The sequence below is a fragment of the Ruegeria sp. AF3 genome, from assembly GCF_056536285.1.
The window spans coordinates 545,464-566,811 of record NZ_JBQFJM010000001.1; the positions used below are offsets into that span (position 1 = coordinate 545,464).

The window sequence follows — 21,348 nt, forward strand, 5'->3', positions numbered from 1 at the left end:
CGGAACCTCCTGACGAAAAAACACGCAATGGCTGTGATTACTTCGTTCACGAACAGGCGCGTTTTCGTGAAGCGCGGATTAAGATGCCTTAAAGATGCGTATTGACCCGGCAGCGGCTATTCCGCGCCGCCCCTTTGGGCGTTCGGGCTCAAAGATATGGACACAGCCCCTGCAAAGCAGTTATTGAACAGTTGTTCATATCCTAGGGAGGAGTTCCGATGCACCTGTCCACCACAGCCGCTCTTGTCACCGGCGGCGCATCCGGTCTGGGCGAAGCCACCGCCCGTCACTTTGCCGCGCAGGGCGCACAAGTTACTATTCTAGACCGTGACGCGGACCGTGGCGCTCAAGTCGCCTCCGAAATCGGCGGGTATTTTGCGCCGACGGATGTAACAGATGAATCCTCGGTCGCAGCTGCCGTGCGCCACGGTATGGACAGGATGGGCAAGATTACCGCGACTGTGAACTGCGCCGGTATCGCTTATGGAATCAAGACGGTCGGCAAGGATGGCCCACACCCGCTGGACGCGTTCCAGCGCACGATCGACATCAATCTTGTCGGCACATTTAACGTCTCAAGGCTGGCTGCGGCCGAGATGGCAAAGAACGAACCCGAACCAGACGGGGCGCGCGGTGTGATCATCAACACTGCATCTATTGCTGCATTCGACGGCCAAAAGGGACAGGCGGCATATGCAGCTTCTAAAGGCGGCGTGGTTGGCATGACCCTGCCGATGGCCCGCGACCTGGCCTCAACCGGGATTCGCGTCATGACCATTGCGCCGGGTATCTTTATGACCCCGATGCTGGCGGGCCTTCCTGAAGACGTGCAACAACAACTGGCCGCAGACGTCCCGAACCCGGCCCGCCTGGGTGACCCCAAGGAATACGGGCGACTGGCCGGTTTCATCGTTGAAATGGGCTACCTGAACGGCGAGGTCATCCGCATCGACGGCGCTCTGCGGATGCGGTAAGACAGCTCCATGTCGGAGCGCCAGAAAATGCAGTCCGGGCAGTGGTATTGCTGTCTCGATCCTGAGTTGGACGATCTGCGCGCGCGAGCACGACGGGCTGTACACGCTCACAACACCTGTCCGCCCGACACACGCGGCGCGATGGCCCCGGAACTGCACGCGCTGCTGGGCCATGTCGGCGAGGACTGTTTTCTCGAAGCCCCTTTTCATTGCGCCTATGGAATGAACACCCATCTGGGCAGCCGGGTTTTTTTCAATGCCGGATGCGTGGTTCTGGACACGGCCCTCGTTCGGGTTGGCGACGACACGATGTTCGGCCCTAATATCCAGATTTACTGCGCCCATCATGCCAAGGACCCTGCTGATCGGGCACAAGGGCTGGAAATCGGCCTGCCCGTCACCATCGGCAGGCAGGTTTGGGTTGGCGGCGGAGCGATCCTGTTGCCCGGCATAACCATAGGCGACTACGCCACAATCGGCGCAGGCAGCGTCGTCACCAAAGATGTCCCCGCCAGAGAAACCGTGGCAGGTAATCCAGCAAGACGTCTGGCCCTCTAAACGCTTTCAGCTTTCTCTTCGAGCGTCAGCCATTCCTCTTCAGCGGCCGAGAGTTTCTCCTGCCGCTCAACCAACGCCTCGGTCGCTTTTTGGAACTTCACCGGCTCACGCGTGAACAGCTCGGGATCGGACATCAACTCTTCCAGCTTGGCAATCTCGGCCTCTAGGCGCGCGATCTCGGCAGGCAGTTTCTCCAGCCGGTGCTTCTCCGAGAAGGACAAGCCGGATTTCGGCTTTTCTTCTTGCTTGACCTTTGGCTTTGAAAGCTTTGCTTTTTCTACACTTTTTTCGATCACATCACCGCGCTGTGCGATGTAATCCGACCAACCGCCAGCATAAACTGTCGCCTGTCCGTTACCCTCCATCGCGATGGTGGTTGTCGCCACGCGGTCCAGAAAATCCCGGTCATGGCTAACCAGCAGAACGGTGCCGTCGTAATCGTCCAAAAGCTCTTGCAGCAGGTCCAGCGTCTCGACATCCAGATCGTTGGTCGGTTCGTCCAGCACCAATAGGTTCGAGGGTTTCGCCATCAGCTTGGCCAGAAGCAATCGGGCTTTTTCCCCACCGGACAGGGACTTGACGGCTGCTCGGGCCTGCCGTTCGTCAAATAGAAATTCCTTGAGATACCCTACAACATGTTTGGGCTGCCCGCCCACCATCACCTGATCGGCCTTGCCCGACACCCGCATAGCCGGATCGCCGGTCAGACTGTCCCACAGGCTCATCTCAGGGTCTAGTTGGGCGCGGTTCTGATCGAATACCGCGATTTCAAGGTTCGTCCCCTGAGATACCGAGCCCGCGTCCGGCTCCACCTGCCCCAGCAGCATCTTCAGCAACGTTGTTTTTCCAACACCGTTCGGCCCGACAAAGGCCACCCGGTCACCGCGCTGTACCAGCAGATCAAAGTTCCGAACGATCTGCTTGTCGCCAAATCCTTTGGCCAGCGCCTTGGCCTCAATGACCTTGCGGCCCGATTTTGGCCCTGCCTCCAGCGCCATTGCAGCCGAACCCTGACGTTTGATCTGCCCCGCCTTTTCAGTTCTCAACGCCTGCAAGGCCCGCACCCGGCCTTGGTTGCGTTTGCGTCGGGCACTAATGCCCTCAACCGCCCATTTCGCTTCAGATTTGATCAGGCGATTCAGCTTGTGGCGTTGCTGGTCCTCTTCCTCCCAGACCTTGTCCCGCCAGGCCTCAAAGGCTTCAAAACCCTGCTCCTGTCGCCGAACAGCCCCCCGGTCAATCCAAAACGTTGCCCGCGTCAGAGCCCTCAAAAAGGCTCGGTCATGCGAGATCAGCACAAAGGCCGCTCGGCTCGCGCCAAGTTCGCGTTCCAGCCACGCGATGGCTTCGATATCCAGATGGTTGGTCGGCTCGTCCAGCAACATCAGATCCGGTGCTTCGGCCATCAGCTTGGCCAGTGCCGCCCGCCGCCGCTCTCCGCCCGAAGCGGTCTCAACCGCGCGTGAAGGATCGAACTTCAACCCTTCACCGGCCCGTTCAACTTTGTAAAGTTCTCCCGGCTCCAACCCGCAGGATGCGTAATCTCCCAACGTGGCAAAGCCTTCCATCGTCGGATCTTGCTCCATATAGCCAACGGATTTCCCGGGCGGCACGACAATCTCGCCCCGATCCGCCTCGACCAGACCGGCCATCACTTTCATCAACGTGGACTTTCCGGACCCGTTTCGCCCCACCAGCGCAACACGATCACCGGGTTGAACCACCAGATCCAGTTCGGAAAACACCGGGTCACCCCCGAAAGTCAGGGAAATGCCGGACATCTGCAACAAAGGAATTCTCGCCATGTCCGCCAGCTAAACCGGCTGACACATTGCGTCAACGCCCCGTCTTCACCTTTTCAAAAATACTCAATCTACCCGGCCACCGCCCGCAACAGACGTTTGCGCGCCGGGGGGATCGCACCGATTTCCACCCCTGTGAAAACGTGCAGCGTGTTCATGTCGCGATCCACCACCGCATGATCGCTGACCCAACCGCCCATCATCAGATAGGTCCGCAACAAAGGCGGCATCCGCAGCATTGCCTTTTTAGAATCCGGTCTGCGCCGCAAACGCGCGGCAAAACGAAACACATCCGGAGCCTTCACGCGCGGCAACCAACGTTTCGGGCCCAGATGGCGATGTTTTAGCATCGCAAACGCATCCAGATACTGCTCTGTTTCGGTACCGGCAAAAGAGGAACATCCAAACAGCATCTCGACGTTGTTCCGATCAACGTAGGCCGTCATTGCACCCCAGGCGACACGCAGGATGTCGGGGTCGCTGTGATCAGGATGGATACAGAATCGTCCCATTTCGACCATCCGACCTTTGAAGCCTTCGAGCGAGGTCAGGTCATAGAACTGCGCCGAATAACTTCGCCCGATCTCGCCGCCACTATCCATGGTCAGCATCCGAAAGCAACAGACCAGCCGTTCTGCCGAGCGCATATCCTCGACCAGGATATGGCTACAGCGTGCATCAAACTCGTCGCAGTCCGGTTGCTCTGTGCCAAAAGCCAAGGTCCGCAATGCCTGAGCTGTTCTGATATCCTCGGGCGACTGCGCCAGTCTGGCGCGATAGCGCCCCTTGCTTAACAAAACTGCCGTTGCCACGGTCGCGCCCTCCACGGTTGCCGACCCTCAGGCGTCGGTACGACACCATTAGCACAAGACATGTGACTGCCCTGTGACCACCGCAAGGTTTAGGCGCAAATTAGTTGGCGCCCGGAATGTTCGCCGGGTTGAAGTTGCCGATATTGCCTAGCAGCTGACGCAGGAAGCCTTTGTCCTGAACGTTGGAATCGGTAACGCGGCGCTCCAGAGCAATCACATTCCCGTCTTCAAGACCAAAGCGTTCGATGTTTCTGACGACACCGCGCTGATCAAAACTGATGGCAACCAGTTCGCGGGATACCACCTCGGGCCGTTTCGGACCGTAGTGACGCACGCGAGAGCGGACATAGTAATAGCCCGAATCCCGAACCACGCCGGATGCGCCCGGCGCGCCGATAGCCTCTTGCACACTGTCCCGCGTGTCTACGCCTACTTTGATTTCCGCCAGTTCTTCGGCCGGTGGCACATAGCCGTGATTCTTGAAGATAGCCGTACAAGCCCCGGTCGCAGCCAGACAGGCAACAAACACAAGCGATTTCGCAGCTGGTTTCAACCCGTTCACTACCTTCAACATCTGCACCCTCTTGCCTTGGCCTTCTTCGGCTTCTATCCGATTACATAAACCGCTGCTACGGTTCAACACATAGAAAGGCTCACGAATGAGCAAGACGACATCATTTCGGGTGTCTGACCTGCCGCAGAACGCCCCGACACCGTTCGATCTGCGCCCCGCAACCACCGCGCTCGAGCAGATCAGGCAGGACCTTGGGCTGCTGGGGCTGCGCAAACTCAGCTTTTCGGGAGAACTGAGGGCGCAGGGCAAACGGGACTGGGTTCTAAACGGGAAACTCGGTGCAACTGTCATCCAACCTTGCGTAGTGACGCTAGAACCGGTGACGACAAGGATCGACATACCAGTGCACCGGACTTTTCTTGCGGATTGGGCAGACCCAGATGATCCAGAGTTCGAAATCCAGGAAGATGACGAATCTGAACCTTTGGGGCCTGAAATTGATCCGGCCCTTGTCATGGTCGAGGCCCTGTCTCTGGCTCTGCCACAATATCCGCGTAAAGACGGCGCGGAACTGGGCCAAGCTGCCTACACAGAACCGGGCAAACAGGCGATGACGGATGACGATGCCAAACCCTTTGCACGATTGGCAGGACTGCGCGATGTGCTAAAAAAAGACGAGTGACAGGTGCCAGATTTCCTGTCATAGCAGGCGGTCAGAAAAATCGCTTGAACATGCCGAGAATCGCAGTATTTTCGCGCGCTCATCGGATTTTGGGTTGGACATTGCGGGGCCCGTCGCCTAAACGCGCGTCAAACCACGATAAACGAACTACGAAACCCGGGTCGGCAGCGAATCTGCGGCCCCCAGTCAGACAAAGGTTGAGACCATGGCCGTCCAACAGAACAAAGTTTCCAAGTCGCGTCGCAACAACCGCCGCGCACACGACGCTCTGGTTGCTGCAAACCCGAACGAATGCCCGAACTGCGGCGAGCTGAAACGCCCGCACCACGTTTGTGCCTCTTGCGGCCACTATGACGATCGCGAAGTCGTCGCACAGGCCGACGAAATCGATCTGGACGAAGACGCAGCCTAAGCCTGATTGAGCGCAGGCCAAGGCATGAACGATCAGCCCACGCACGCCGGACGGATCACCATCTCGGTTGACGCAATGGGAGGGGACGCAGGTCCCGCTGTCGTCGTTGCAGGTCTGGCAAAATCGGCTGGCAAGAACCCGAATATCGGGTTCCTGCTGCACGGGCCCGAACAGGTATTGCGCAAGCTGGTTGCCAAACGACGTGTCCTTGAAGGGCGCGTCGTTTTTCGTGATTGCCCCGACGTTGTCACGATGGAAGACAAGCCCAGCCAGGTCGTGCGCAACGGCAAGCAGACCTCAATGTGGTCCGCGCTGGAAGCGGTTCGTCAGGGTGAAGCCCATGGCGCGGTGTCCTGCGGGAACACCGGTGCCCTTATGGCCCTTTCGATGATGCGTCTGCGCAAATTGCCGGGCGTGAACCGCCCCGCAATCGCGATCCTGTGGCCTTCGCGCAACCCGCAGGGGTTCAATGTAATGCTGGACGTGGGCGCCGATGTGCGCGCAGACGCCAAGGATTTGCTGCAATTCGCCCTGATGGGCGCTTCTTATGCGCGCAACGGCATGGCCCTGAACCGCCCCCGGATCGGGTTGCTGAACGTTGGCACCGAAGAGCATAAGGGCCGGGCCGAACTGAAAGAAGCGCATGCCATGATTTCGGAATACGCCGAACAGGCGAATTTCGAGTTTGTTGGCTTTGTCGAAGGCAGCGACATTCCCGGCGACAAGGCAGATGTCATTGTTACAGATGGGTTTACGGGCAATGTTGCGATCAAAACGGGCGAAGGCACAGCCAGGCTGATCGGAGATCTTCTGCGTGAGGCGTTCAAATACTCTCCGTTGTCGCGATTGGCTTCGGTCCTGGCCATTACGTCACTACAGCGCCTGAAAAAGCGCATTGATCCGCGGCGTGTGAATGGTGGCGTGTTTCTGGGTCTGAACGGGACTGTTATTAAATCCCATGGCGGGGCAGATGCGACCGGAGTGTCGGCAGCGATCAAACTGGCCTTTACTCTGGCACGGTCCGGCTTTGCCGAAAAATTAGCTGCGCGGGTTGCATCCACGGCCCAGCTTGCACAAGATGCCGCGCAAGCTGCGCCGCAGACCGATAAATAACAAAAAAGGCAGTACCCCAAAAATGGCAGGCCGTTCAGTTGTAGTAGGTGTCGGGCATTATTTGCCGGAACGTATTGTTCCAAATTCCGAGTTTGAGAAAACGCTGGACACAACGGATGAGTGGATCAGAACCCGGTCGGGGATCGAACGCCGCCATTTTGCTGCCGATGACGAAACGACGTCGGACCTGGCCACCAAAGCTGCCGAGGCTGCCCTGGCCGATGCGGGCCTGACATCGGATGATATTGACGCGATCGTCGTGGCGACCTCGACCGCGGACCTGACCTTTCCTTCTGCCGCGACCATGGTTCAGGCCCGGCTGGGTATGACCAAGGGGTTTGCTTTCGACGTACAGGCCGTCTGCGCGGGATTCGTTTTCGCTCTCAGCAACGCAAATGCGTTGATCTTGTCCGGTCAGGCCAAACGCGTGCTGGTCATTGGTGCCGAAACCTTTTCCCGGATTATGGACTGGACCGACCGCTCGACCTGTGTTCTGTTCGGGGATGGTGCCGGCGCTTTGGTACTCGAAGCGCAGGATGGCGAAGGCACCGCTGCGGATCGCGGCATACTCGCAACCGATCTGAACTCGGACGGGCGCTACAAGGACCTGCTTTATGTCGATGGGGGTGTTTCGACCCAATCCACCGGGCATCTGCGTATGCAGGGCAATCAGGTTTTCCGACATGCCGTTGAAAAGCTTACCAAAACGGCTGAAACAGCCCTGAGCCGCGCGGGGCTGAGCAGTGCTGACGTCGACTGGATTGTTCCTCATCAGGCCAATATTCGCATCATTCAGGGCACGGCCAAAAAGATGGGCCTGCCGATGGAAAACGTGGTTGTGACCGTTCAGGATCACGGCAACACCTCGGCTGCATCCATCCCATTGGCACTGTCGGTTGGTAAACAACGCGGGCAGATCAAACCCGGCGACTTGATCGTGACCGAAGCAATTGGCGGCGGTCTGGCCTGGGGCGCGGTGGTTCTGCGCTGGTAACCGGCGCAATCCAGCTTACACAGCTGCTTGCAATTCATTGATATTGACAGCGAATTTGCCATACCCATATGCTTTGACAGCAACAGGGGAAATGACATGGGCGACAATACACTGACTCGAATGGATCTGAGCGAGGCCGTCTTTCGCGAAGTTGGGCTTTCGCGCAACGAAAGTGCGCAGCTGGTCGAAAGCGTTCTGAACCACATGTCCGACGCTCTGGTGCGTGGCGAGCAGGTGAAGATCTCGTCCTTCGGTACGTTCAGTGTTCGCGACAAGACCGCGCGAGTCGGACGCAACCCCAAAACCGGCGAAGAGGTTCCGATACAGCCCCGCCGCGTACTGACCTTTCGCCCGTCGCATCTTATGAAAGATCGCGTCGCCGTCGGGAATCGCAAGTAACCCCAGGGTCACGCGGATATGAGCAAATCCCGCGACGCGTTTCGCACGATCAGTGAAGTAGCGGATTGGCTTGGTGTTCAGGCCCATGTTTTGCGTTTCTGGGAAAGCCGCTTCACTCAGGTCAAACCGGTCAAACGCGCGGGCGGGCGTCGGTATTACCGCCCCAATGACATGCGTCTTCTGGGCGGCATCAAGAAACTGCTTCACGAGGACGGGATCACAATCAAAGGTGTGCAGCGCATCCTGCGCGAGCAAGGCGTCGCACATGTCGCAGCACTGTCTCCGCCTCTAGACGAACCGGGCCCTGCCCTGATTGAACCCGTTCAGGGCAAAGTGGTGCCGTTCGAACCGAAACCCGCTGCCGCCACCGAACAAATCCTTATGGATCTGGACGAACCGGCCGAGCAGCCGGTGAACGAAGGCGTGCAGGCCGACGCACTTCCCGCGACTGCGTCAGAACAAGAACCACAGCCAGACCTGAACACTGCGCCCCTGATGGGTGGGATCGCGTCGCTGGCGTGGAAGCGCGCCGAGTTTGACGACGAACTACTGCGCCGGATTGCACCAATTGCAAAAGACCTGCGCCGCTGGCTGGATCGTGTTGAAACACAGGCGACGGGTTAGGAAAAAAGGCAGTGTTTTCCTCTTGCCCCTGCCGGGAAAATCTTTATGAACGGCCCAACGTCGGGCTATGGCGCAGCCTGGTAGCGCGTCCGTCTGGGGGACGGAAGGTCGCAGGTTCGAGTCCTGCTAGCCCGACCAAATCACACCGACGTTTATGGCACAAAGGCCAGATCCCGCTCTGGCACACGAGGGGATCGAGATGACAGGTGTTTGCGCGAACCAGCAAATCGAAGCAATGATCGCGCGCGGAGAGATTGCCGCCAACCCCGATGTCCTGCCAGCGCAAATTCAACCAGCCAGCCTTGATTTGCGTTTGGGAACAGTGGCCTACCGGGTACGCGCCTCGTTCCTCGCGGGCGAAGGACGGACCGTTACGGATCGGTTGGCCGAGTTCGAAATGCACCGCATCGACATCTCGGACGGCGCTGTTCTGGAAAAGGGCTGCGTCTATCTGGTGCCCCTGATGGAATCACTTGCCCTGCCCCGCGACATAACCGCCGTCGCCAATGCCAAAAGCTCGACCGGGCGGCTTGACCTTCTGACCCGTACCATTACCGATGGTGGCACAGAATTCGATCGCGTTCCTGCGGGCTATAAGGGCCCGCTGTATGCCGAGATCTGTCCACGTTCGTTTTCGGTTCTGGTCCGGCCCGGTATGCGTCTGAACCAGATTCGTTTCCGTCAGGGTCAGGCCGTCTTGTCTGACGCCGAACTGACCGCCCTGCACGCCGAATCGCCGTTGGTAGACGGCCCTGCTGTGATTCAGGACGGTCTTGGCTTTTCGGTCGATCTGCAACTGCCCGATACCGATTTGGTCGGCTATCGCGCCAAGCCCCATACCGGGGTAATCGATCTGGACCGAATTGGCGAATACGACCCCCAGGACTATTGGGAGGAAGTACGCACCGAGGACGGTCGCATCATACTTGACCCCGGTGCATTCTACATCCTTGTCAGCCGCGAGGCGGTCCATATCCCGCCGATGTGTGCCGCCGAAATGGCACCTTATCTGGCGATGGTTGGTGAATTCCGGGTGCATTATGCCGGGTTCTTCGATCCCGGCTTTGGCCATGCCGCAGCGGGCGGTGCCGGGTCACGTGGTGTGCTTGAGGTGCGATGCCACGAAGCGCCTTTCGTCCTGGAGCACGGACAGGTGGTCGGGCGCCTTGTCTATGAGAAAATGGCCGAGATGCCCACGCAGCTATATGGTGCCGGGATTGCATCGAACTATCAGGGGCAAGGCCTGAAACTGTCCAAGCACTTCAAAGCGGTTGGCTAATCCTCAGAATTTCTTGCAACGGTGCTTGTGCTAGATAACCCGCGTTGCCTGTCGTAGGTTCTGCGTCTGACCTGTAGTGACCTGTCCGGATTTTTTACTCATCAAACAGTTCCGACTGGTCCTCGTCCACTTCGTCCTCGCACCCCTCGCCCAAGGGGATAGCCCCCGGTGGAGGCCGGTTTTCCAACAGACCCGCAGCCCTTAGTTCCTTGAGCCCCGGCAGGTCGCGGGCGTTCTCCAGACCAAAATGATCCAGAAATTCGGACGTCACCACAAATGTCACCGGACGACCCGGTGTCATGCGACGACGGCCCAGCCTGATCCACTCCATCTCAAGCAACTGGTCAATCGTCCCGCGAGAGACTGACACACCGCGAATTTCCTCAATCTCGGCGCGGGTGCAGGGTTGGTGATAGGCAACGATGGCCAATGTCTCGATCGCGGCCCGGCTGAGTTTACGAGTTTCAACCGTTTCCTTTTGCATCAGAAAGCCCAGATCAGGGGCCGTACGGATCGCCCATGCCTCTCCAACACGCACCACGCGCACGCCGCGCCCTTCGTAACGTCTCTGAAGCAACTCAACGGCTTGTGCGGCGTCGCTTCCATGCGGCATCCGCGCCTCAAGGTCGGCAATCGTCACCGGATCGGCGCTGGCAAACAAAACGGCCTCGACCATACGCTCCTGTTCCGCCAATGGTGGCGCCTCGAACAGGGTGCCGGTTTCTTCTGGGGCGTCAGTCACGTGTCTGGGTCCTCTTGCGCAAATGGATCGGCGCGAATGTCTCGCTCTGCCTGATCTCCATATGTCCTTCTTTCACCAGTTCCAGCGAGGCCGCAAAGGTCGCAGCCGTCGCCGACCTGCGGCGCACCGGGTCAGTATCCCAACCATCGGGCAGATAGGTTTCCATATCGGTCCACGTCCCCGCAAAACCGATCAGCGGGCGCATCCGCTCCAGTGCCTGCTCCATCGTGAACACCGAGTCGCGGTCCATCACAAAGGGGCGGAACTCGTCACGGGTGCGAATACGGGCATATCCCTGCATCAGATCCAGCAGCGTGGCGGAATAGGTTACGGTGCGGATGCGGGTGACGTCCTCGCCTTGCCCGCGTTTGAAAAAATCACGCCCCAGCTGGTCGCGGGCCATCAGCCGCGCAGCAACGTCGCGCATCGCCTGCAGGCGTTCAAGTTGAAACGCCAGATGCGCGGCCAGTTCTTCACCCGATGGCCCATCGTCATCCGGATCTGGCGGAAGCAACAGACGGGACTTGAGAAAGGCGAGCCACGCCGCCATGACCAGATAATCGGCGGCCAGTTCAATGCGCAGCGCACGCGCCTTTTCAACAAAGGCCAGATATTGCTGCGCCAGCGCAAGAACCGAGATCTTGCGCAGGTCCACTTTTTGCGTGCGTGATAGGGTCAGCAGAACGTCCAACGGGCCTTCGAACCCGTCGACATCAACAATCAGCGCTTCGGCCGCAAGACGATCCGCGACCGAGACAGGGTCTTCGCTAAAAAGATTATCGTTCATATACCTGCCCGCCCATTAGGGCAGATAGTTCCGCTTCGGCGGCTTGGATGTCAAGTTCCCGCGGGCGTTTGCGCATCGCCAGCGCCCGTTCTGCGCGGGCTTGTGCCACATCCGACATTTCTCCGGCAGTTTCCATTACAGCGGAACGTTCAGAAAAACTGCCATTGCAATGCAGGACTACATCGCAGCCCGCCTGCAAAGATTGGCGGGAGAGGTCCGTCAACGCCCCGCTGAGCGCCTTCATCGAGATATCGTCGGTCATGATCAGGCCGCCAAAGCCGATATTGTCTCGGATCAGACCCATCATGGCCGCGGAAATGGTGGCCGGCCGGGGATCTATCTGATCAAAGACCAGATGCGCGGTCATCCCCATCGGCAGGTCGTTCAAGGCACGGAACGGCGCGAAATCGCTGTATTCCAACTCTTCCAGCGGCAAATCAACATGCGGCAGGTCATGGTGACTGTCCAGAGTGGCACGGCCATGGCCGGGAATGTGCTTGAGAACCGGAAGAACGCCCCCATCAAGAAGGCCCTGCGACACAGCCCTGCCGATCCTGGAAATCTGCTCAGGATCAAAGGCATAACAGCGGTTTTTCAGAAACGCGTGTGTCTCGGGCCGCACCACATCGACCATAGGGGCACAATTGCTGTCGATGCCCAGACCAAACAGCTCATCCGCAATCAGGCGGTACCTGAGGTACATGGCGCGTTCCGCTTGGTCACCCGCCCTGGTCACATGATCCAGCGGGGGCAGCCATTCGCGGGCCAAGGGTGCGCGCAAACGCTGTACGCGCCCACCTTCCTGATCAATGGTAATGGGGCAGTTGCGCCCAACAGCCTCTCGGAAATCATCACACAAGGCGCGCACCTGATCGGCGCTTTCAATATTGCGGGCGAACAGAATGAACCCAAACGGGTTCATCTGGCGAAACAGATCTCTTTCCTCCTGCGTCAGGCGCAGTCCTTCAGCATCTGTGATCGCTGCTCCGAACTTCACCTCACGGCCACCGGGATACAGTCAGCGCCTTGCGCGACCAGAGCGGCGCAGAACTGGCGCGAGTCGCTCAGATCTTCAAACCCCAGAACACGCAGGCGGTAGAAGGTCCGCCCACCGCTTGAGGTTTTCTGAATAACGCGCTGTTTTCCCGACATATACTCACCAAACTGACCATTCAAACGGTCCCACTCGGCCTGTGCCACTTGCGTGCTGTCATAAGCCCCAAGCTGCGCCAGCCGGGTCCCCTTGGCCAGTGTATCCGGATCAACATCCACCCCAACCGCAGCTTTCACTGCTGCATTAATGGCGTCTTCGGAATTCTCGCTGGGTGCGACCTGACTGCGGGTCGACCGTGCCGGACGCGTCACAGGGCGCAACGATCGGCGCACACCCGGCAACTCGGCGAAACTTGGGTCTGGCAAGGCCGCAGCAAAATCTGCCGGGTCAATGGCGGGTTCTTCGTCGGGGGTGGTCAGCGATGCCAGTTGCACACCGTCTTCGAATTCTTGCCGCGTTTCTGCTGCCGCACCCGCCAATTCCGCAACCAGTGCATCTACTGCGTTCTGGCGCAGGCGCGCGGCTTCCTGCGTGGTGATCGGTTCTTCGACCACATGCAGCGCAGGGGTCGGCTTCAGTTCTCCGGCGGGCAGGTCTTCTTCCGTAAGGGACACCGGGCGCGGCGCAAGGATCAACCGGTCAGCCGGTGCCGCGGCACTGCCTTCGGCGGCGACGGCATTCACGGCATAGCCCTGATGATCGGCGGGTGTTCCACCCGGATTTTCCGGTTGCACACGCATCGGCCCTTCGGCGGCGCGGACAACCGGCACGCCACTGACATCGCGCATGATCAGTTGATAGCCCCAGACCCCGACACCGGCGACCAGCGCCAAGGATGCAACGGCCCCCAGGATATTCACCGCCCTGCCCAGGCCAAACGAGCCACGCGGCGGGTCATCTTCCTGCATGTCTTCGGGAAAATCATACACATCTTCAGAATGCGCTTGATTCGGGTAATGAAACTGCCCGGGGCTTTGATGCCCCGAGTAATCGTAACTCGCCATGTCCGCCTCACTGCCCGTTTCACGCCTGAAAATAAGGCCCGCGGGTCATTTCTTGCCTACCTCGTACCGGCGGTTCGGGCGATATTTGTTACCGCATCTCCTGCGCCGGAGTAACGCCAAGAATACCCAGGCCCGCTGAAATCACAACAGAAACGGCCCGGGCCAAAGCGATTTTTGACTGGCTTGTGGCAACATCGCCATCCTGGATAAAGCGCAACTGGGTTTCGTCATTGCCCTTATTCCAAAGCGCGTGGAAATCCCCTGCAAGTTCATACAGATAGAAAGCAACGCGGTGCGGCTCGTTGGTGCGCGCGGCAATCTCAACAAGACGTGGCCATTCGGCCAGTTTCTTGGCGACGGTCAGTTCCGAAGCGTGATCGTTCTTGCTTAAATCGGCCCCGGCAAGCACCGCGTCATCGGTCGCAATTCCAGCCTCAGCAGCGCGACGCAGAACGCTCATGACGCGGGCATGGGCATATTGCACATAGAACACCGGGTTCTCGCGGCTCTGTTCCAGCACCTTGTCGAAATCGAAGTCCAACGGCGCGTCGTTCTTGCGGGTCAGCATCACGAACCGGGTCACATCAGGACCAACCTGATCGACCACATCGCGCAGGGTGACAAAGTTCCCGGCCCGTTTGGACATCTTGAACGGCTCGCCATTCTTCCACAGCTTCACCAGCTGCGTCAGCTTGATATCTAGCGGCACCTCACCGTCGGACAGTGCCGAAACAGCCGCCTTCATCCGCTTGACATAGCCGCCATGGTCCGCGCCAAACACGTCGATCAGCGCGTCAAAACCACGGGACACCTTGTCATAGTGATAGGCAATATCCGGGGCAAAATAGGTCCAGCTGCCATCTGATTTCTTGACAGGGCGATCCACATCATCGCCATGTTCGGTCGATTTGAACAGCGTCTGTTCGCGTGGCTCCCAATCTTCGGGCTTTTTCCCCTTCGGCGGCTCGAGCACGCCTTCGTAAATCAGACCCTTGTCAGTCAGCGATTGCAATGCGGCCTCGATCCGACCGGTGCCATAGAGCGATTTTTCCGAGAAGAACACATCCATCTCGACGCCCAGCGCTTTCAGGTCAGCGCGGATCAGATCCATCATCGCGTCGGTCGAGAACTCACGTACCTCTTCCAGCCAGGCACTTTCCGGCTTGTCGATCAGGCTGTCGCCGTATTTCTCTTTCAACGCTTCCCCAATTGGGATCAGGTAGTCGCCGGGATAAAGACCTTCGGCAATCTCGGGGCTCAGACCATTGGCCTCGCGATAGCGTTCGTAAGCCGAGCGCGCCAGCACATCCACCTGCGCACCGCCGTCGTTGATGTAATACTCGCGGGTCACGTCATGGCCCGAATAGGCCAGCAGGCTTGCCAGAGCGTCACCGAATACCGCACCCCGGGTATGACCCACGTGCAGCGGACCGGTTGGGTTGGCCGAAACATATTCCACGTTGATTTTCTGCCCATGACCCATAGTCGAGCGGCCATAATCGGTGCCCTTCTCCAGCACAGCCGCCAGCACACCTTGCCAGACCGACGGCGCCAACCGCAAATTGAGAAAACCGGGACCCGCCACGTCGGCGCTGGTGATCCGGTCATCCGCCGCCAGCTTCCCTGCCAATACCTCGGCAATGTCACGCGGTTTCATCCTGGCCGGTTTTGCCAGCACCATCGCCGCGTTTGTCGCCATGTCGCCATGCGCCGCGTCGCGCGGCGGTTCGACCGCCACGTTGTCAAAACTCAGCCCCTCGGGCAACGCGCCTTCGGACTGCATCTGCGCCAGCGCGTCCAGTACAAGGCCGCGGATCTCGGAAAACAGGTTCATTTCGGATGTCCTTTTGCTTGCCCGGCGGTTTACCACGCATCACGGCAAGGTCAATGGACGCCTAATGTTTGGACTTGGTTTGCGCCCAATGTCTGCCAATCTCGCCCGGATTTCCACTGTCAGAGATTTCAAATACCCTGCGGGCTGTCTGTCGTACGGCTTCTGATCATCGCTTCCCGCCTGCGCAAGGCACCAATCAACCCACAAAAAAGGTCGCAAACATGGACCATTACCCGTGTCATTTCGGCCCAGTCAGCCAGTCAGCCGCGCGTGATCCTGCAAGGCAAAACGGTCGGTCATACCTGCGATGTAGTCCGATACGATCCGGGCCAAAGCTGTCTCATCCGCCGCAGCTTCAATATCCTCGTGCCAACGTGCGGGCATCTGTTTCGGGTCGTTCAGGTAGATCGGGAACAGGTCTTCGACAACCGTTGCAACCTTGGCCCGTACCTTCATGACGCTGGGTGCGCGATACATCCGGGTGAACAGGAACGCCCTGATTTGTTTCAGATCCGCCCAAGTCCCGGTCGAGAATTGGATGACAGGATGCCCAAGATGGCGAATCTCTTCGACCGATTGCGCGCCCGAGGCTACAATCAAGTCTCGTGACGTTGTGATGACATCTGCCACCATGACCCCAAATACCCGCCGCAGTGCTTCATGACGTCGTCGATACGGATCAAGACCGGGGTATTTAGCATCCACATCCGCGTAGCATCCCCCCACGATCGGAAGGTGACGCAGATCATCATCTTCAAACAACCCCGCGCGCAACCCATCCAGAAGGTCGTGATTGTTGTAAGCAATGTCATCAGACAAAGCCGCCACCTGCGCCTCGGCACTTGCATGGGTATGAAGTTCAAGATCAAAGCCCTGGTTGCATTCAGCCAGCGCCCACGGCAGATCGCCAACAACCGGACCGTTATGCTTGGCGATACCCTCCAGACATTCCCAGGTCAGGTTGCATCCGTCAAACCCGGCATAATGCCGCTCCAGCTTCGTTACGATCCGAATGGCCTGGGCATTGTGATCAAACCCCCCGTAAGGCACCATCAGCGCGTGGAGGGCGTCTTCACCCGTATGACCAAAGGGTGTATGACCCAGGTCGTGCGCCAGGGCTACAGCCTCGGTGAGTTCAGGATTCAGGCCCAACGCCCCTGAAATGGTTCGCGCGACCTGAGCAACTTCGATGGAATGGGTCAGCCGTGTTCGATAACTGTCACCTTCATGCTCGACAAAGACTTGCGTCTTGTGTTTGAGCCGCCGAAACGCACTGGCGTGAATGATCCGGTCGCGATCACGCTGAAAGCATGACCGGAAGCTGCTTTCTTCCTCTGGCACCAGCCGCCCCCTTGCGCGGTCTGGGTCCGAAGCAAATCCCGCTCTGTCCAAAGGCCTTGTCCTTGTCGCCTGTCTTTTTGTTTCATATATTGTAGGACGCTTGGGAATTAAACCTTTGGAGACCGGCATGAATCTGCCCCCATCAGTCACCGAACGCGCCTTTGACCGCCTCGCCGAGATCGGCGCCGCGGAACAGGGGCAAGCCCTGCGTGTCGCAGTGGAGGGTGGTGGATGTTCCGGTTTTCAATATGAAATCGCTCTGGACACGCCAAACACCGATGACCTCATCCTTGAAGGCAAGGGGCAGAAAGTCATCGTCGACCCGGTCTCTCTGCCCTTTCTTGAAAACGCGGTGATCGATTTCACTCAGGAGCTTATTGGTGCAAGGTTTGTGATCGACAACCCCAACGCCACCTCTTCCTGTGGCTGCGGCACGTCGTTTTCGATGTAACCGGCGGGGGCTTTGCCCCCACACCCCCAGGATATTTTCAGCCAGATGAAGCAGGGATCCGCTCTCTGACCAAAACGACCAGAGAGCTTCACCTGGCGCGGTCATCGGCGTCCCCGCCTGTAACGCCCCTTCTAGTATCGAAAAAATGGTTAAGGGTTCGTTTCTTCATCTGGCTAAAAATATCCCGGAGCGCGAGGCAGAGCCTCGCTAATCCGATCTCCGACTTGCCGCTGGGCCCGTTCTGAGCGATAGGTTGCCACAAGGTTTCGGAGGATCGCGCATGAAAATCGCCACGTTCAACATCAATGGCATCAAGGCACGAACCGAGGCGCTGCCCCGCTGGCTGGACGACGCCCAACCCGACGTTGTTCTTCTTCAGGAAATCAAATCCGTCGACGAGAACTTCCCCCGCGAGATGTTTGAAGATCGCGGGTACAACGTGGAAACACATGGGCAAAAAAGCTTTAATGGTGTCGCGATCCTGTCGAAGCTTCCGCTGGAGGATGTATCTCGCGGCCTTCCCGGCGATGACAATGATGAACAGGCGCGCTGGATCGAGGCCACCGTCGTAGGCAAAAAGGCCCTGCGGCTCTGTGGGCTGTATCTGCCCAACGGGAATCCGGCACCCGGACCGAAATACGATTACAAGCTGGCCTGGATGGAACGGCTTTACGACCGCGCCCAGGCCCTGATGAAATCAGAGGAGCCTGCCCTGATGGCCGGAGACTATAACATCATCCCACAGGCCGAGGATGCCAAACGCCCCGATGCCTGGCGGGAAGACGCGTTGTTCCGCCCGGAAAGCCGGGCCGCCTTTCGAAAGATCCTGAACCTTGGCTTTACCGAGGCCTTTCGCGCCACAACGCAGGGCCCCGATCACTATTCTTTCTGGGATTATCAGGCTGGCGCGTGGAACCGGAATGACGGAATTCGAATTGATCATTTCCTGCTGACGCCACAAGCGGCCGACCTCATGCGGGATTGCCAGATTGATGCGGCTGTTAGGGGGCACGAAAAGCCATCCGATCACGTTCCCGTCTGGATTGACCTGGATCTTTGAGGCCCTAGGCAGCCGTGACGTCGTGACTGTAGATCCATTCATAGCGTTGTGACAACCGGGCACCGACGACCCTCAGCACACATTGCGCAGCCATACGGGCTGGACCGCGCAGATGAAAGTTCCGCGCATTTGACCCAGCCGCCGCGACAACGCGCTGCGCCCTTGGTTTGCGGGTTGTTTCATAGGCCGCCAGTGCGTTGGTGATACCCGATCGTTCGTCAAACGCGCGCGCCAGAACCCAAGCGTCCTCGAGCGCCAGACATGCCCCTTGTGCCATGAATGGCAACGTCGGATGGGCCGCGTCCCCCACCAGAGCCAACCGACCATTCTGCCAGCTTTGGGCGACAGGCCGCAGAAACAATGCCCACAGATGCACATCCGTGACTTTCGACAGAATGTCGCACACGGGGCCACCGAAATCTGCAAAGCGCTTGCGCAACTCTTCAGGGTCGCCCGTCTGACGCCATCCTTCTTCCCGCCAGTCCGAACGCTCTTCAACCGCGACAATGTTCATCATGCTTTCGTCACGCAACGGATAGGTTACCACATGCCGCCCAGGCCCCATCGTCAGGGATGCGGAAACCGGGTCATGACCGGGCTGCCAGGGGATGGTGGCGCGCCAGGCCACCTGATGCGTGAACTCCGGCACCTCTGCCCCGTTCAGAGCCGGGCGGAGCATGCTGCGACCGCCATCGGCCGCAATGGCGCACTCGGCGCGAATTCGCTCGCCTGACGCCAAGATCACCTCAGCCTCGTTGGGATGCTTTTGCACATGCGAAACTCTGGCGCCCAAGCGGATATTCACGCCTGCGTCACAAGCCGCATCATGAAGAAGGTTCAGAAGGTCGGCACGGTGGTAGTAATAAGTCGGACCAGCTGCAGGGCCCGGCAGGTGACAGACCACGCGCCCTTTTCGGTAATCGCGCAAGACAGTTCCATGGGACTTCTGCCCGACGGAAAGACCTGTGACGCCAAGTGCATGAAGAACGCGCATCCCGTTCTCGCTGATCTGCAAACCAGCACCGACTTCGGTCAGGGCCGGGGCTTGCTCCAGAAGCGTGACATGCGCCCCACGGTGTTTCAGTGCCAGAGCCGAGGCCAGGCCGCCGATTCCACCGCCAATGACACAGAATTTCAATCCATCTATCTTCATGGCATCCGCATAGCGCAAAAACGCCGGAGCCACAGGCCCCGGCGTTTGGATTTCTTACACATACCCGGCGATTAATCGTCGCGGTGGACCTTTTCGCGACGCTCATGGCGCTCTTGTGCTTCAAGTGTCATGGTTGCAATCGGTCGTGCGTCCAGACGCTTTAACGAGATCGGATCGCCCGTCATTTCGCAATACCCGTATTCGCCATCATCAATCCGGCGCAGGGCCGAGTCGATCTTTGCGACCAGTTTTCGCTGACGATCACGGGTCCGCAGTTCCAGCGCACGGTCAGTTTCTTCACTGGCGCGGTCCGCGACGTCCGGAATGTTACGGGTGTTGTCTTGCAGCCCTTCGATAGTGTCGCGGCTACCAGCCAGTAACTCTGTCTTCCAATCCAGCAGCTTGCGACGAAAATACTCAAGCTGACGATCATTCATGAAAGGCTCATCTTCGGCCGGACGGTAATCTTCCGGCAGAAAAACTTCCTGCTTCATATTTGCTCCCTCGGTATGGCCAGTAACGTCGTTCGAGGCTGTTTCAGCTGACATTTGGCTCTCCCTTCTGCGCAGCGTTTAGCCGACGGGCGGTGGAATGTCACTACACAAACGTTGCGCAACAGTGCACCCCCGCGGATTTGTCTAACTATGAGACAAACATCAACAAAACCTTGTATTTCTATGAAATTTGACAGGCTTTTTTGGGGCGAGAGGTACAACGTCCGGCAAAGGTCTACATCGGAATCAAGCAAAAGGGCTTGGAGTTGCAGCACAATTCCCGCCGGGCGACGCAGGGACGCGGGTTGTAAAAAACCTTGCCGCTCTGTAACCCGGAAACCACAACCTGCCCGTCCAACGCAATATACGCACGAGAGGCCCATGACCGCACGTTTCCAAGGTACAGCCGAATATGTCGCCACCGACGATCTGACCATTGCCGTGAACGCTGCTGTCACGCTTGAGCGCCCCCTGTTAGTGAAGGGCGAACCCGGTACCGGCAAGACCGAGTTGGCCAGACAGGTAGCCGGTGCGCTGGGGCTGAAAATGATCGAGTGGAATGTGAAATCCACCACCCGCGCGCAGCAGGGTCTTTACGAATATGATGCCGTCAGCCGCCTGCGTGACAGCCAACTAGGCGAAGAGCGTGTCCATGATGTGTCGAACTATATCCGCAAGGGCAAGCTGTGGCAGGCCTTCGACGCCGACGAAAAGGTTGTTCTGCTGATCGATGAAATCGACAAGGCGGATATCGAGTTCCCCAATGACCTGTTGCAGGAGCTCGATAAGATGGAGTTCCACGTCTACGAAACGGGCGAGACGATCCGGGCCAAGCACCGCCCTATCGTCATCATAACCTCGAACAACGAAAAAGAGCTGCCAGACGCTTTCCTGCGCCGCTGTTTTTTCCACTATATACGCTTTCCGGATGAGGCGACGATGCGCCGGATCGTTGATGTGCATCATCCCGGCATCAAGGACGCACTTCTGACCGCCGCGCTGACGCAATTCTATGAGATCCGAGAGACGCAAGGGCTCAAGAAAAAGCCCTCGACCTCGGAGGTGCTGGACTGGCTGAAGCTGTTGCTGGCCGAAGACCTGACGGCCGAAGACCTCAGGCGTGACGGGGCCAGCGCGCTGCCGAAGCTGCATGGCGCTTTGCTGAAAAATGAACAGGATGTGCATCTGTTCGAACGTCTTGCTTTCATGGCACGTGGCAAACGCTAGCCTGCGTGTGAACAATCAGTGATCACGGCTTGCCATTG

General features: G+C 58.4%; 23 protein-coding genes and 1 tRNA gene. 13 read left to right on the forward strand and 11 right to left on the reverse strand.

The features are described from left to right. The first annotated feature begins 218 nt into the window (after positions 1-218). Together ACR3FC_RS02700 and ACR3FC_RS02705 are read left to right on the forward strand one after the other, a co-directional pair. Positions 219-974, forward strand: coding sequence for a 3-hydroxyacyl-CoA dehydrogenase (locus tag ACR3FC_RS02700; protein ID WP_480473231.1), 756 nt, complete (start codon positions 219-221; stop codon positions 972-974). A gap of 9 nt (positions 975-983) precedes the next feature. After that, positions 984-1,532 carry a sugar O-acetyltransferase gene (locus tag ACR3FC_RS02705; protein ID WP_480473233.1) on the forward strand — a complete coding sequence of 183 codons (549 nt, stop codon included), beginning with the start codon at positions 984-986 and terminating at the stop codon, positions 1,530-1,532. Here the strand turns inward: ACR3FC_RS02705 and ACR3FC_RS02710 are convergent. From ACR3FC_RS02710 to ACR3FC_RS02720, 3 genes are all read right to left on the reverse strand, one after another. Beyond that, entirely contained in the window at positions 1,529-3,337 is a 1,809-nt protein-coding gene (locus tag ACR3FC_RS02710) for an ABC-F family ATP-binding cassette domain-containing protein (protein WP_480473235.1), read from the reverse strand. The genes ACR3FC_RS02705 and ACR3FC_RS02710 overlap by 4 nt on opposite strands. Positions 3,338-3,405: 68 nt before the next feature. After that, a complete protein-coding gene (locus ACR3FC_RS02715; protein WP_480473237.1) occupies positions 3,406-4,146 on the reverse strand; it encodes a GNAT family N-acetyltransferase in 741 nt (246 codons plus the stop codon). Positions 4,147-4,246: 100 nt separating this feature from the next. After that, entirely contained in the window at positions 4,247-4,720 is a 474-nt protein-coding gene (locus ACR3FC_RS02720; RefSeq protein WP_480473239.1) for an outer membrane protein assembly factor BamE, read from the reverse strand. 85 nt (positions 4,721-4,805) lie between these two features. On the opposite strand from ACR3FC_RS02720, the gene ACR3FC_RS02725 reads away from it, so the two are divergent. The 8 genes from ACR3FC_RS02725 (at position 4,806) to ACR3FC_RS02760 (ending at position 10,163) form a co-directional block, all read left to right on the forward strand. After that, positions 4,806-5,342: a YceD family protein gene (locus tag ACR3FC_RS02725; protein WP_480473241.1), complete on the forward strand. Its 537-nt coding sequence runs from the start codon at positions 4,806-4,808 to the stop codon at positions 5,340-5,342. Positions 5,343-5,547: 205 nt separating this feature from the next. After that, the gene (rpmF, locus tag ACR3FC_RS02730) at positions 5,548-5,754 is read left to right on the forward strand and encodes a 50S ribosomal protein L32 (protein WP_008756996.1); all 207 of its coding nucleotides are present in this window, start codon (positions 5,548-5,550) and stop codon (positions 5,752-5,754) included. Between the two features lie 24 nt (positions 5,755-5,778). Further along, positions 5,779-6,867: a phosphate acyltransferase PlsX gene (gene plsX / locus ACR3FC_RS02735; RefSeq protein ID WP_480473243.1), complete on the forward strand. Its 1,089-nt coding sequence runs from the start codon at positions 5,779-5,781 to the stop codon at positions 6,865-6,867. Between the two features lie 22 nt (positions 6,868-6,889). Then, entirely contained in the window at positions 6,890-7,861 is a 972-nt protein-coding gene (locus tag ACR3FC_RS02740) for a beta-ketoacyl-ACP synthase III (protein WP_480473245.1), read from the forward strand. A gap of 96 nt (positions 7,862-7,957) precedes the next feature. Then, positions 7,958-8,260: an integration host factor subunit alpha gene (ihfA, locus tag ACR3FC_RS02745; RefSeq protein WP_209503673.1), complete on the forward strand. Its 303-nt coding sequence runs from the start codon at positions 7,958-7,960 to the stop codon at positions 8,258-8,260. A gap of 18 nt (positions 8,261-8,278) precedes the next feature. Beyond that, positions 8,279-8,884 carry a MerR family transcriptional regulator gene (locus tag ACR3FC_RS02750; protein ID WP_480473247.1) on the forward strand — a complete coding sequence of 202 codons (606 nt, stop codon included), beginning with the start codon at positions 8,279-8,281 and terminating at the stop codon, positions 8,882-8,884. Positions 8,885-8,945: 61 nt separating this feature from the next. Further along, positions 8,946-9,022: transfer RNA gene (locus ACR3FC_RS02755), tRNA-Pro, on the forward strand. A 61-nt stretch (positions 9,023-9,083) separates the two neighbouring features. Then, positions 9,084-10,163 (forward strand): 2'-deoxycytidine 5'-triphosphate deaminase, encoded by a 1,080-nt coding sequence (locus ACR3FC_RS02760; RefSeq protein WP_480476773.1) that lies wholly within the window; start codon positions 9,084-9,086, stop codon positions 10,161-10,163. Positions 10,164-10,257: 94 nt separating this feature from the next. Here the strand turns inward: ACR3FC_RS02760 and scpB are convergent, their stop codons facing one another. The 6 genes from scpB to ACR3FC_RS02790 form a co-directional block, all read right to left on the reverse strand. Beyond that, complete coding sequence (gene scpB, locus ACR3FC_RS02765) at positions 10,258-10,905, reverse strand: SMC-Scp complex subunit ScpB (RefSeq protein ID WP_480473249.1); 648 nt, start codon at positions 10,903-10,905, stop codon at positions 10,258-10,260. Continuing rightward, a complete protein-coding gene (locus ACR3FC_RS02770; protein ID WP_480473251.1) occupies positions 10,898-11,692 on the reverse strand; it encodes a segregation and condensation protein A in 795 nt (264 codons plus the stop codon). Before ACR3FC_RS02770 ends, scpB begins: the two co-directional genes overlap by 8 nt. Continuing rightward, positions 11,682-12,689: a beta-N-acetylhexosaminidase gene (nagZ, locus tag ACR3FC_RS02775; RefSeq protein ID WP_480473253.1), complete on the reverse strand. Its 1,008-nt coding sequence runs from the start codon at positions 12,687-12,689 to the stop codon at positions 11,682-11,684. The genes ACR3FC_RS02770 and nagZ overlap by 11 nt, the downstream gene beginning before the upstream one ends. Then, on the reverse strand, positions 12,686-13,750 hold the full coding sequence (locus tag ACR3FC_RS02780) for an SPOR domain-containing protein (RefSeq protein ID WP_480473255.1): 1,065 nt from the start codon (positions 13,748-13,750) through the stop codon (positions 12,686-12,688). The genes nagZ and ACR3FC_RS02780 overlap by 4 nt, the downstream gene beginning before the upstream one ends. 88 nt (positions 13,751-13,838) lie before the next feature. Beyond that, the gene (argS, locus tag ACR3FC_RS02785) at positions 13,839-15,584 is read right to left on the reverse strand and encodes an arginine--tRNA ligase (RefSeq protein ID WP_480473257.1); all 1,746 of its coding nucleotides are present in this window, start codon (positions 15,582-15,584) and stop codon (positions 13,839-13,841) included. 252 nt (positions 15,585-15,836) lie between these two features. Next, positions 15,837-16,976 (reverse strand): deoxyguanosinetriphosphate triphosphohydrolase, encoded by a 1,140-nt coding sequence (locus ACR3FC_RS02790; protein WP_480473259.1) that lies wholly within the window; start codon positions 16,974-16,976, stop codon positions 15,837-15,839. 76 nt (positions 16,977-17,052) lie between these two features. On the opposite strand from ACR3FC_RS02790, the gene ACR3FC_RS02795 reads away from it, so the two are divergent. Together ACR3FC_RS02795 and xth are read left to right on the forward strand one after the other, a co-directional pair. Further along, positions 17,053-17,376: a HesB/IscA family protein gene (locus ACR3FC_RS02795; RefSeq protein WP_267363969.1), complete on the forward strand. Its 324-nt coding sequence runs from the start codon at positions 17,053-17,055 to the stop codon at positions 17,374-17,376. Positions 17,377-17,656: 280 nt separating this feature from the next. Next, positions 17,657-18,436, forward strand: a complete 780-nt coding sequence (gene xth, locus ACR3FC_RS02800) for an exodeoxyribonuclease III (RefSeq protein ID WP_480473261.1) — start codon at positions 17,657-17,659, stop codon at positions 18,434-18,436. Between the two features lie 4 nt (positions 18,437-18,440). Here the strand turns inward: xth and ACR3FC_RS02805 are convergent, their stop codons facing one another. Continuing rightward, positions 18,441-19,589, reverse strand: a complete 1,149-nt coding sequence (locus ACR3FC_RS02805) for an FAD-dependent monooxygenase (RefSeq protein WP_480473263.1) — start codon at positions 19,587-19,589, stop codon at positions 18,441-18,443. Between the two features lie 71 nt (positions 19,590-19,660). Next, positions 19,661-20,083, reverse strand: coding sequence for an RNA polymerase-binding protein DksA (gene dksA, locus ACR3FC_RS02810; protein ID WP_209504868.1), 423 nt, complete (start codon positions 20,081-20,083; stop codon positions 19,661-19,663). Positions 20,084-20,464: 381 nt separating this feature from the next. Between dksA and ACR3FC_RS02815 the strand changes: the two genes are divergently transcribed. Beyond that, positions 20,465-21,310, forward strand: a complete 846-nt coding sequence (locus tag ACR3FC_RS02815) for an AAA family ATPase (RefSeq protein WP_480473265.1) — start codon at positions 20,465-20,467, stop codon at positions 21,308-21,310. Positions 21,311-21,348: the final 38 nt, after the last annotated feature.

Coding starts and splice junctions, on each gene's coding strand:
- ACR3FC_RS02700 (WP_480473231.1), top strand. CDS start 219: ATGCACCTGTCCACCACAGCCGCTCTTGTCACCGGCGGCGCATCCGGT.
- ACR3FC_RS02705 (WP_480473233.1), top strand. CDS start 984: ATGTCGGAGCGCCAGAAAATGCAGTCCGGGCAGTGGTATTGCTGTCTC.
- ACR3FC_RS02710 (WP_480473235.1), bottom strand. CDS start 3,337: ATGGCGAGAATTCCTTTGTTGCAGATGTCCGGCATTTCCCTGACTTTC.
- ACR3FC_RS02720 (WP_480473239.1), bottom strand. CDS start 4,720: ATGTTGAAGGTAGTGAACGGGTTGAAACCAGCTGCGAAATCGCTTGTG.
- ACR3FC_RS02725 (WP_480473241.1), top strand. CDS start 4,806: ATGAGCAAGACGACATCATTTCGGGTGTCTGACCTGCCGCAGAACGCC.
- rpmF (WP_008756996.1), top strand. CDS start 5,548: ATGGCCGTCCAACAGAACAAAGTTTCCAAGTCGCGTCGCAACAACCGC.
- plsX (WP_480473243.1), top strand. CDS start 5,779: ATGAACGATCAGCCCACGCACGCCGGACGGATCACCATCTCGGTTGAC.
- ACR3FC_RS02740 (WP_480473245.1), top strand. CDS start 6,890: ATGGCAGGCCGTTCAGTTGTAGTAGGTGTCGGGCATTATTTGCCGGAA.
- ihfA (WP_209503673.1), top strand. CDS start 7,958: ATGGGCGACAATACACTGACTCGAATGGATCTGAGCGAGGCCGTCTTT.
- ACR3FC_RS02750 (WP_480473247.1), top strand. CDS start 8,279: ATGAGCAAATCCCGCGACGCGTTTCGCACGATCAGTGAAGTAGCGGAT.
- ACR3FC_RS02760 (WP_480476773.1), top strand. CDS start 9,084: ATGACAGGTGTTTGCGCGAACCAGCAAATCGAAGCAATGATCGCGCGC.
- ACR3FC_RS02770 (WP_480473251.1), bottom strand. CDS start 11,692: ATGAACGATAATCTTTTTAGCGAAGACCCTGTCTCGGTCGCGGATCGT.
- ACR3FC_RS02780 (WP_480473255.1), bottom strand. CDS start 13,750: ATGGCGAGTTACGATTACTCGGGGCATCAAAGCCCCGGGCAGTTTCAT.
- argS (WP_480473257.1), bottom strand. CDS start 15,584: ATGAACCTGTTTTCCGAGATCCGCGGCCTTGTACTGGACGCGCTGGCG.
- ACR3FC_RS02795 (WP_267363969.1), top strand. CDS start 17,053: ATGAATCTGCCCCCATCAGTCACCGAACGCGCCTTTGACCGCCTCGCC.
- xth (WP_480473261.1), top strand. CDS start 17,657: ATGAAAATCGCCACGTTCAACATCAATGGCATCAAGGCACGAACCGAG.
- ACR3FC_RS02805 (WP_480473263.1), bottom strand. CDS start 19,589: ATGAAGATAGATGGATTGAAATTCTGTGTCATTGGCGGTGGAATCGGC.
- dksA (WP_209504868.1), bottom strand. CDS start 20,083: ATGAAGCAGGAAGTTTTTCTGCCGGAAGATTACCGTCCGGCCGAAGAT.
- ACR3FC_RS02815 (WP_480473265.1), top strand. CDS start 20,465: ATGACCGCACGTTTCCAAGGTACAGCCGAATATGTCGCCACCGACGAT.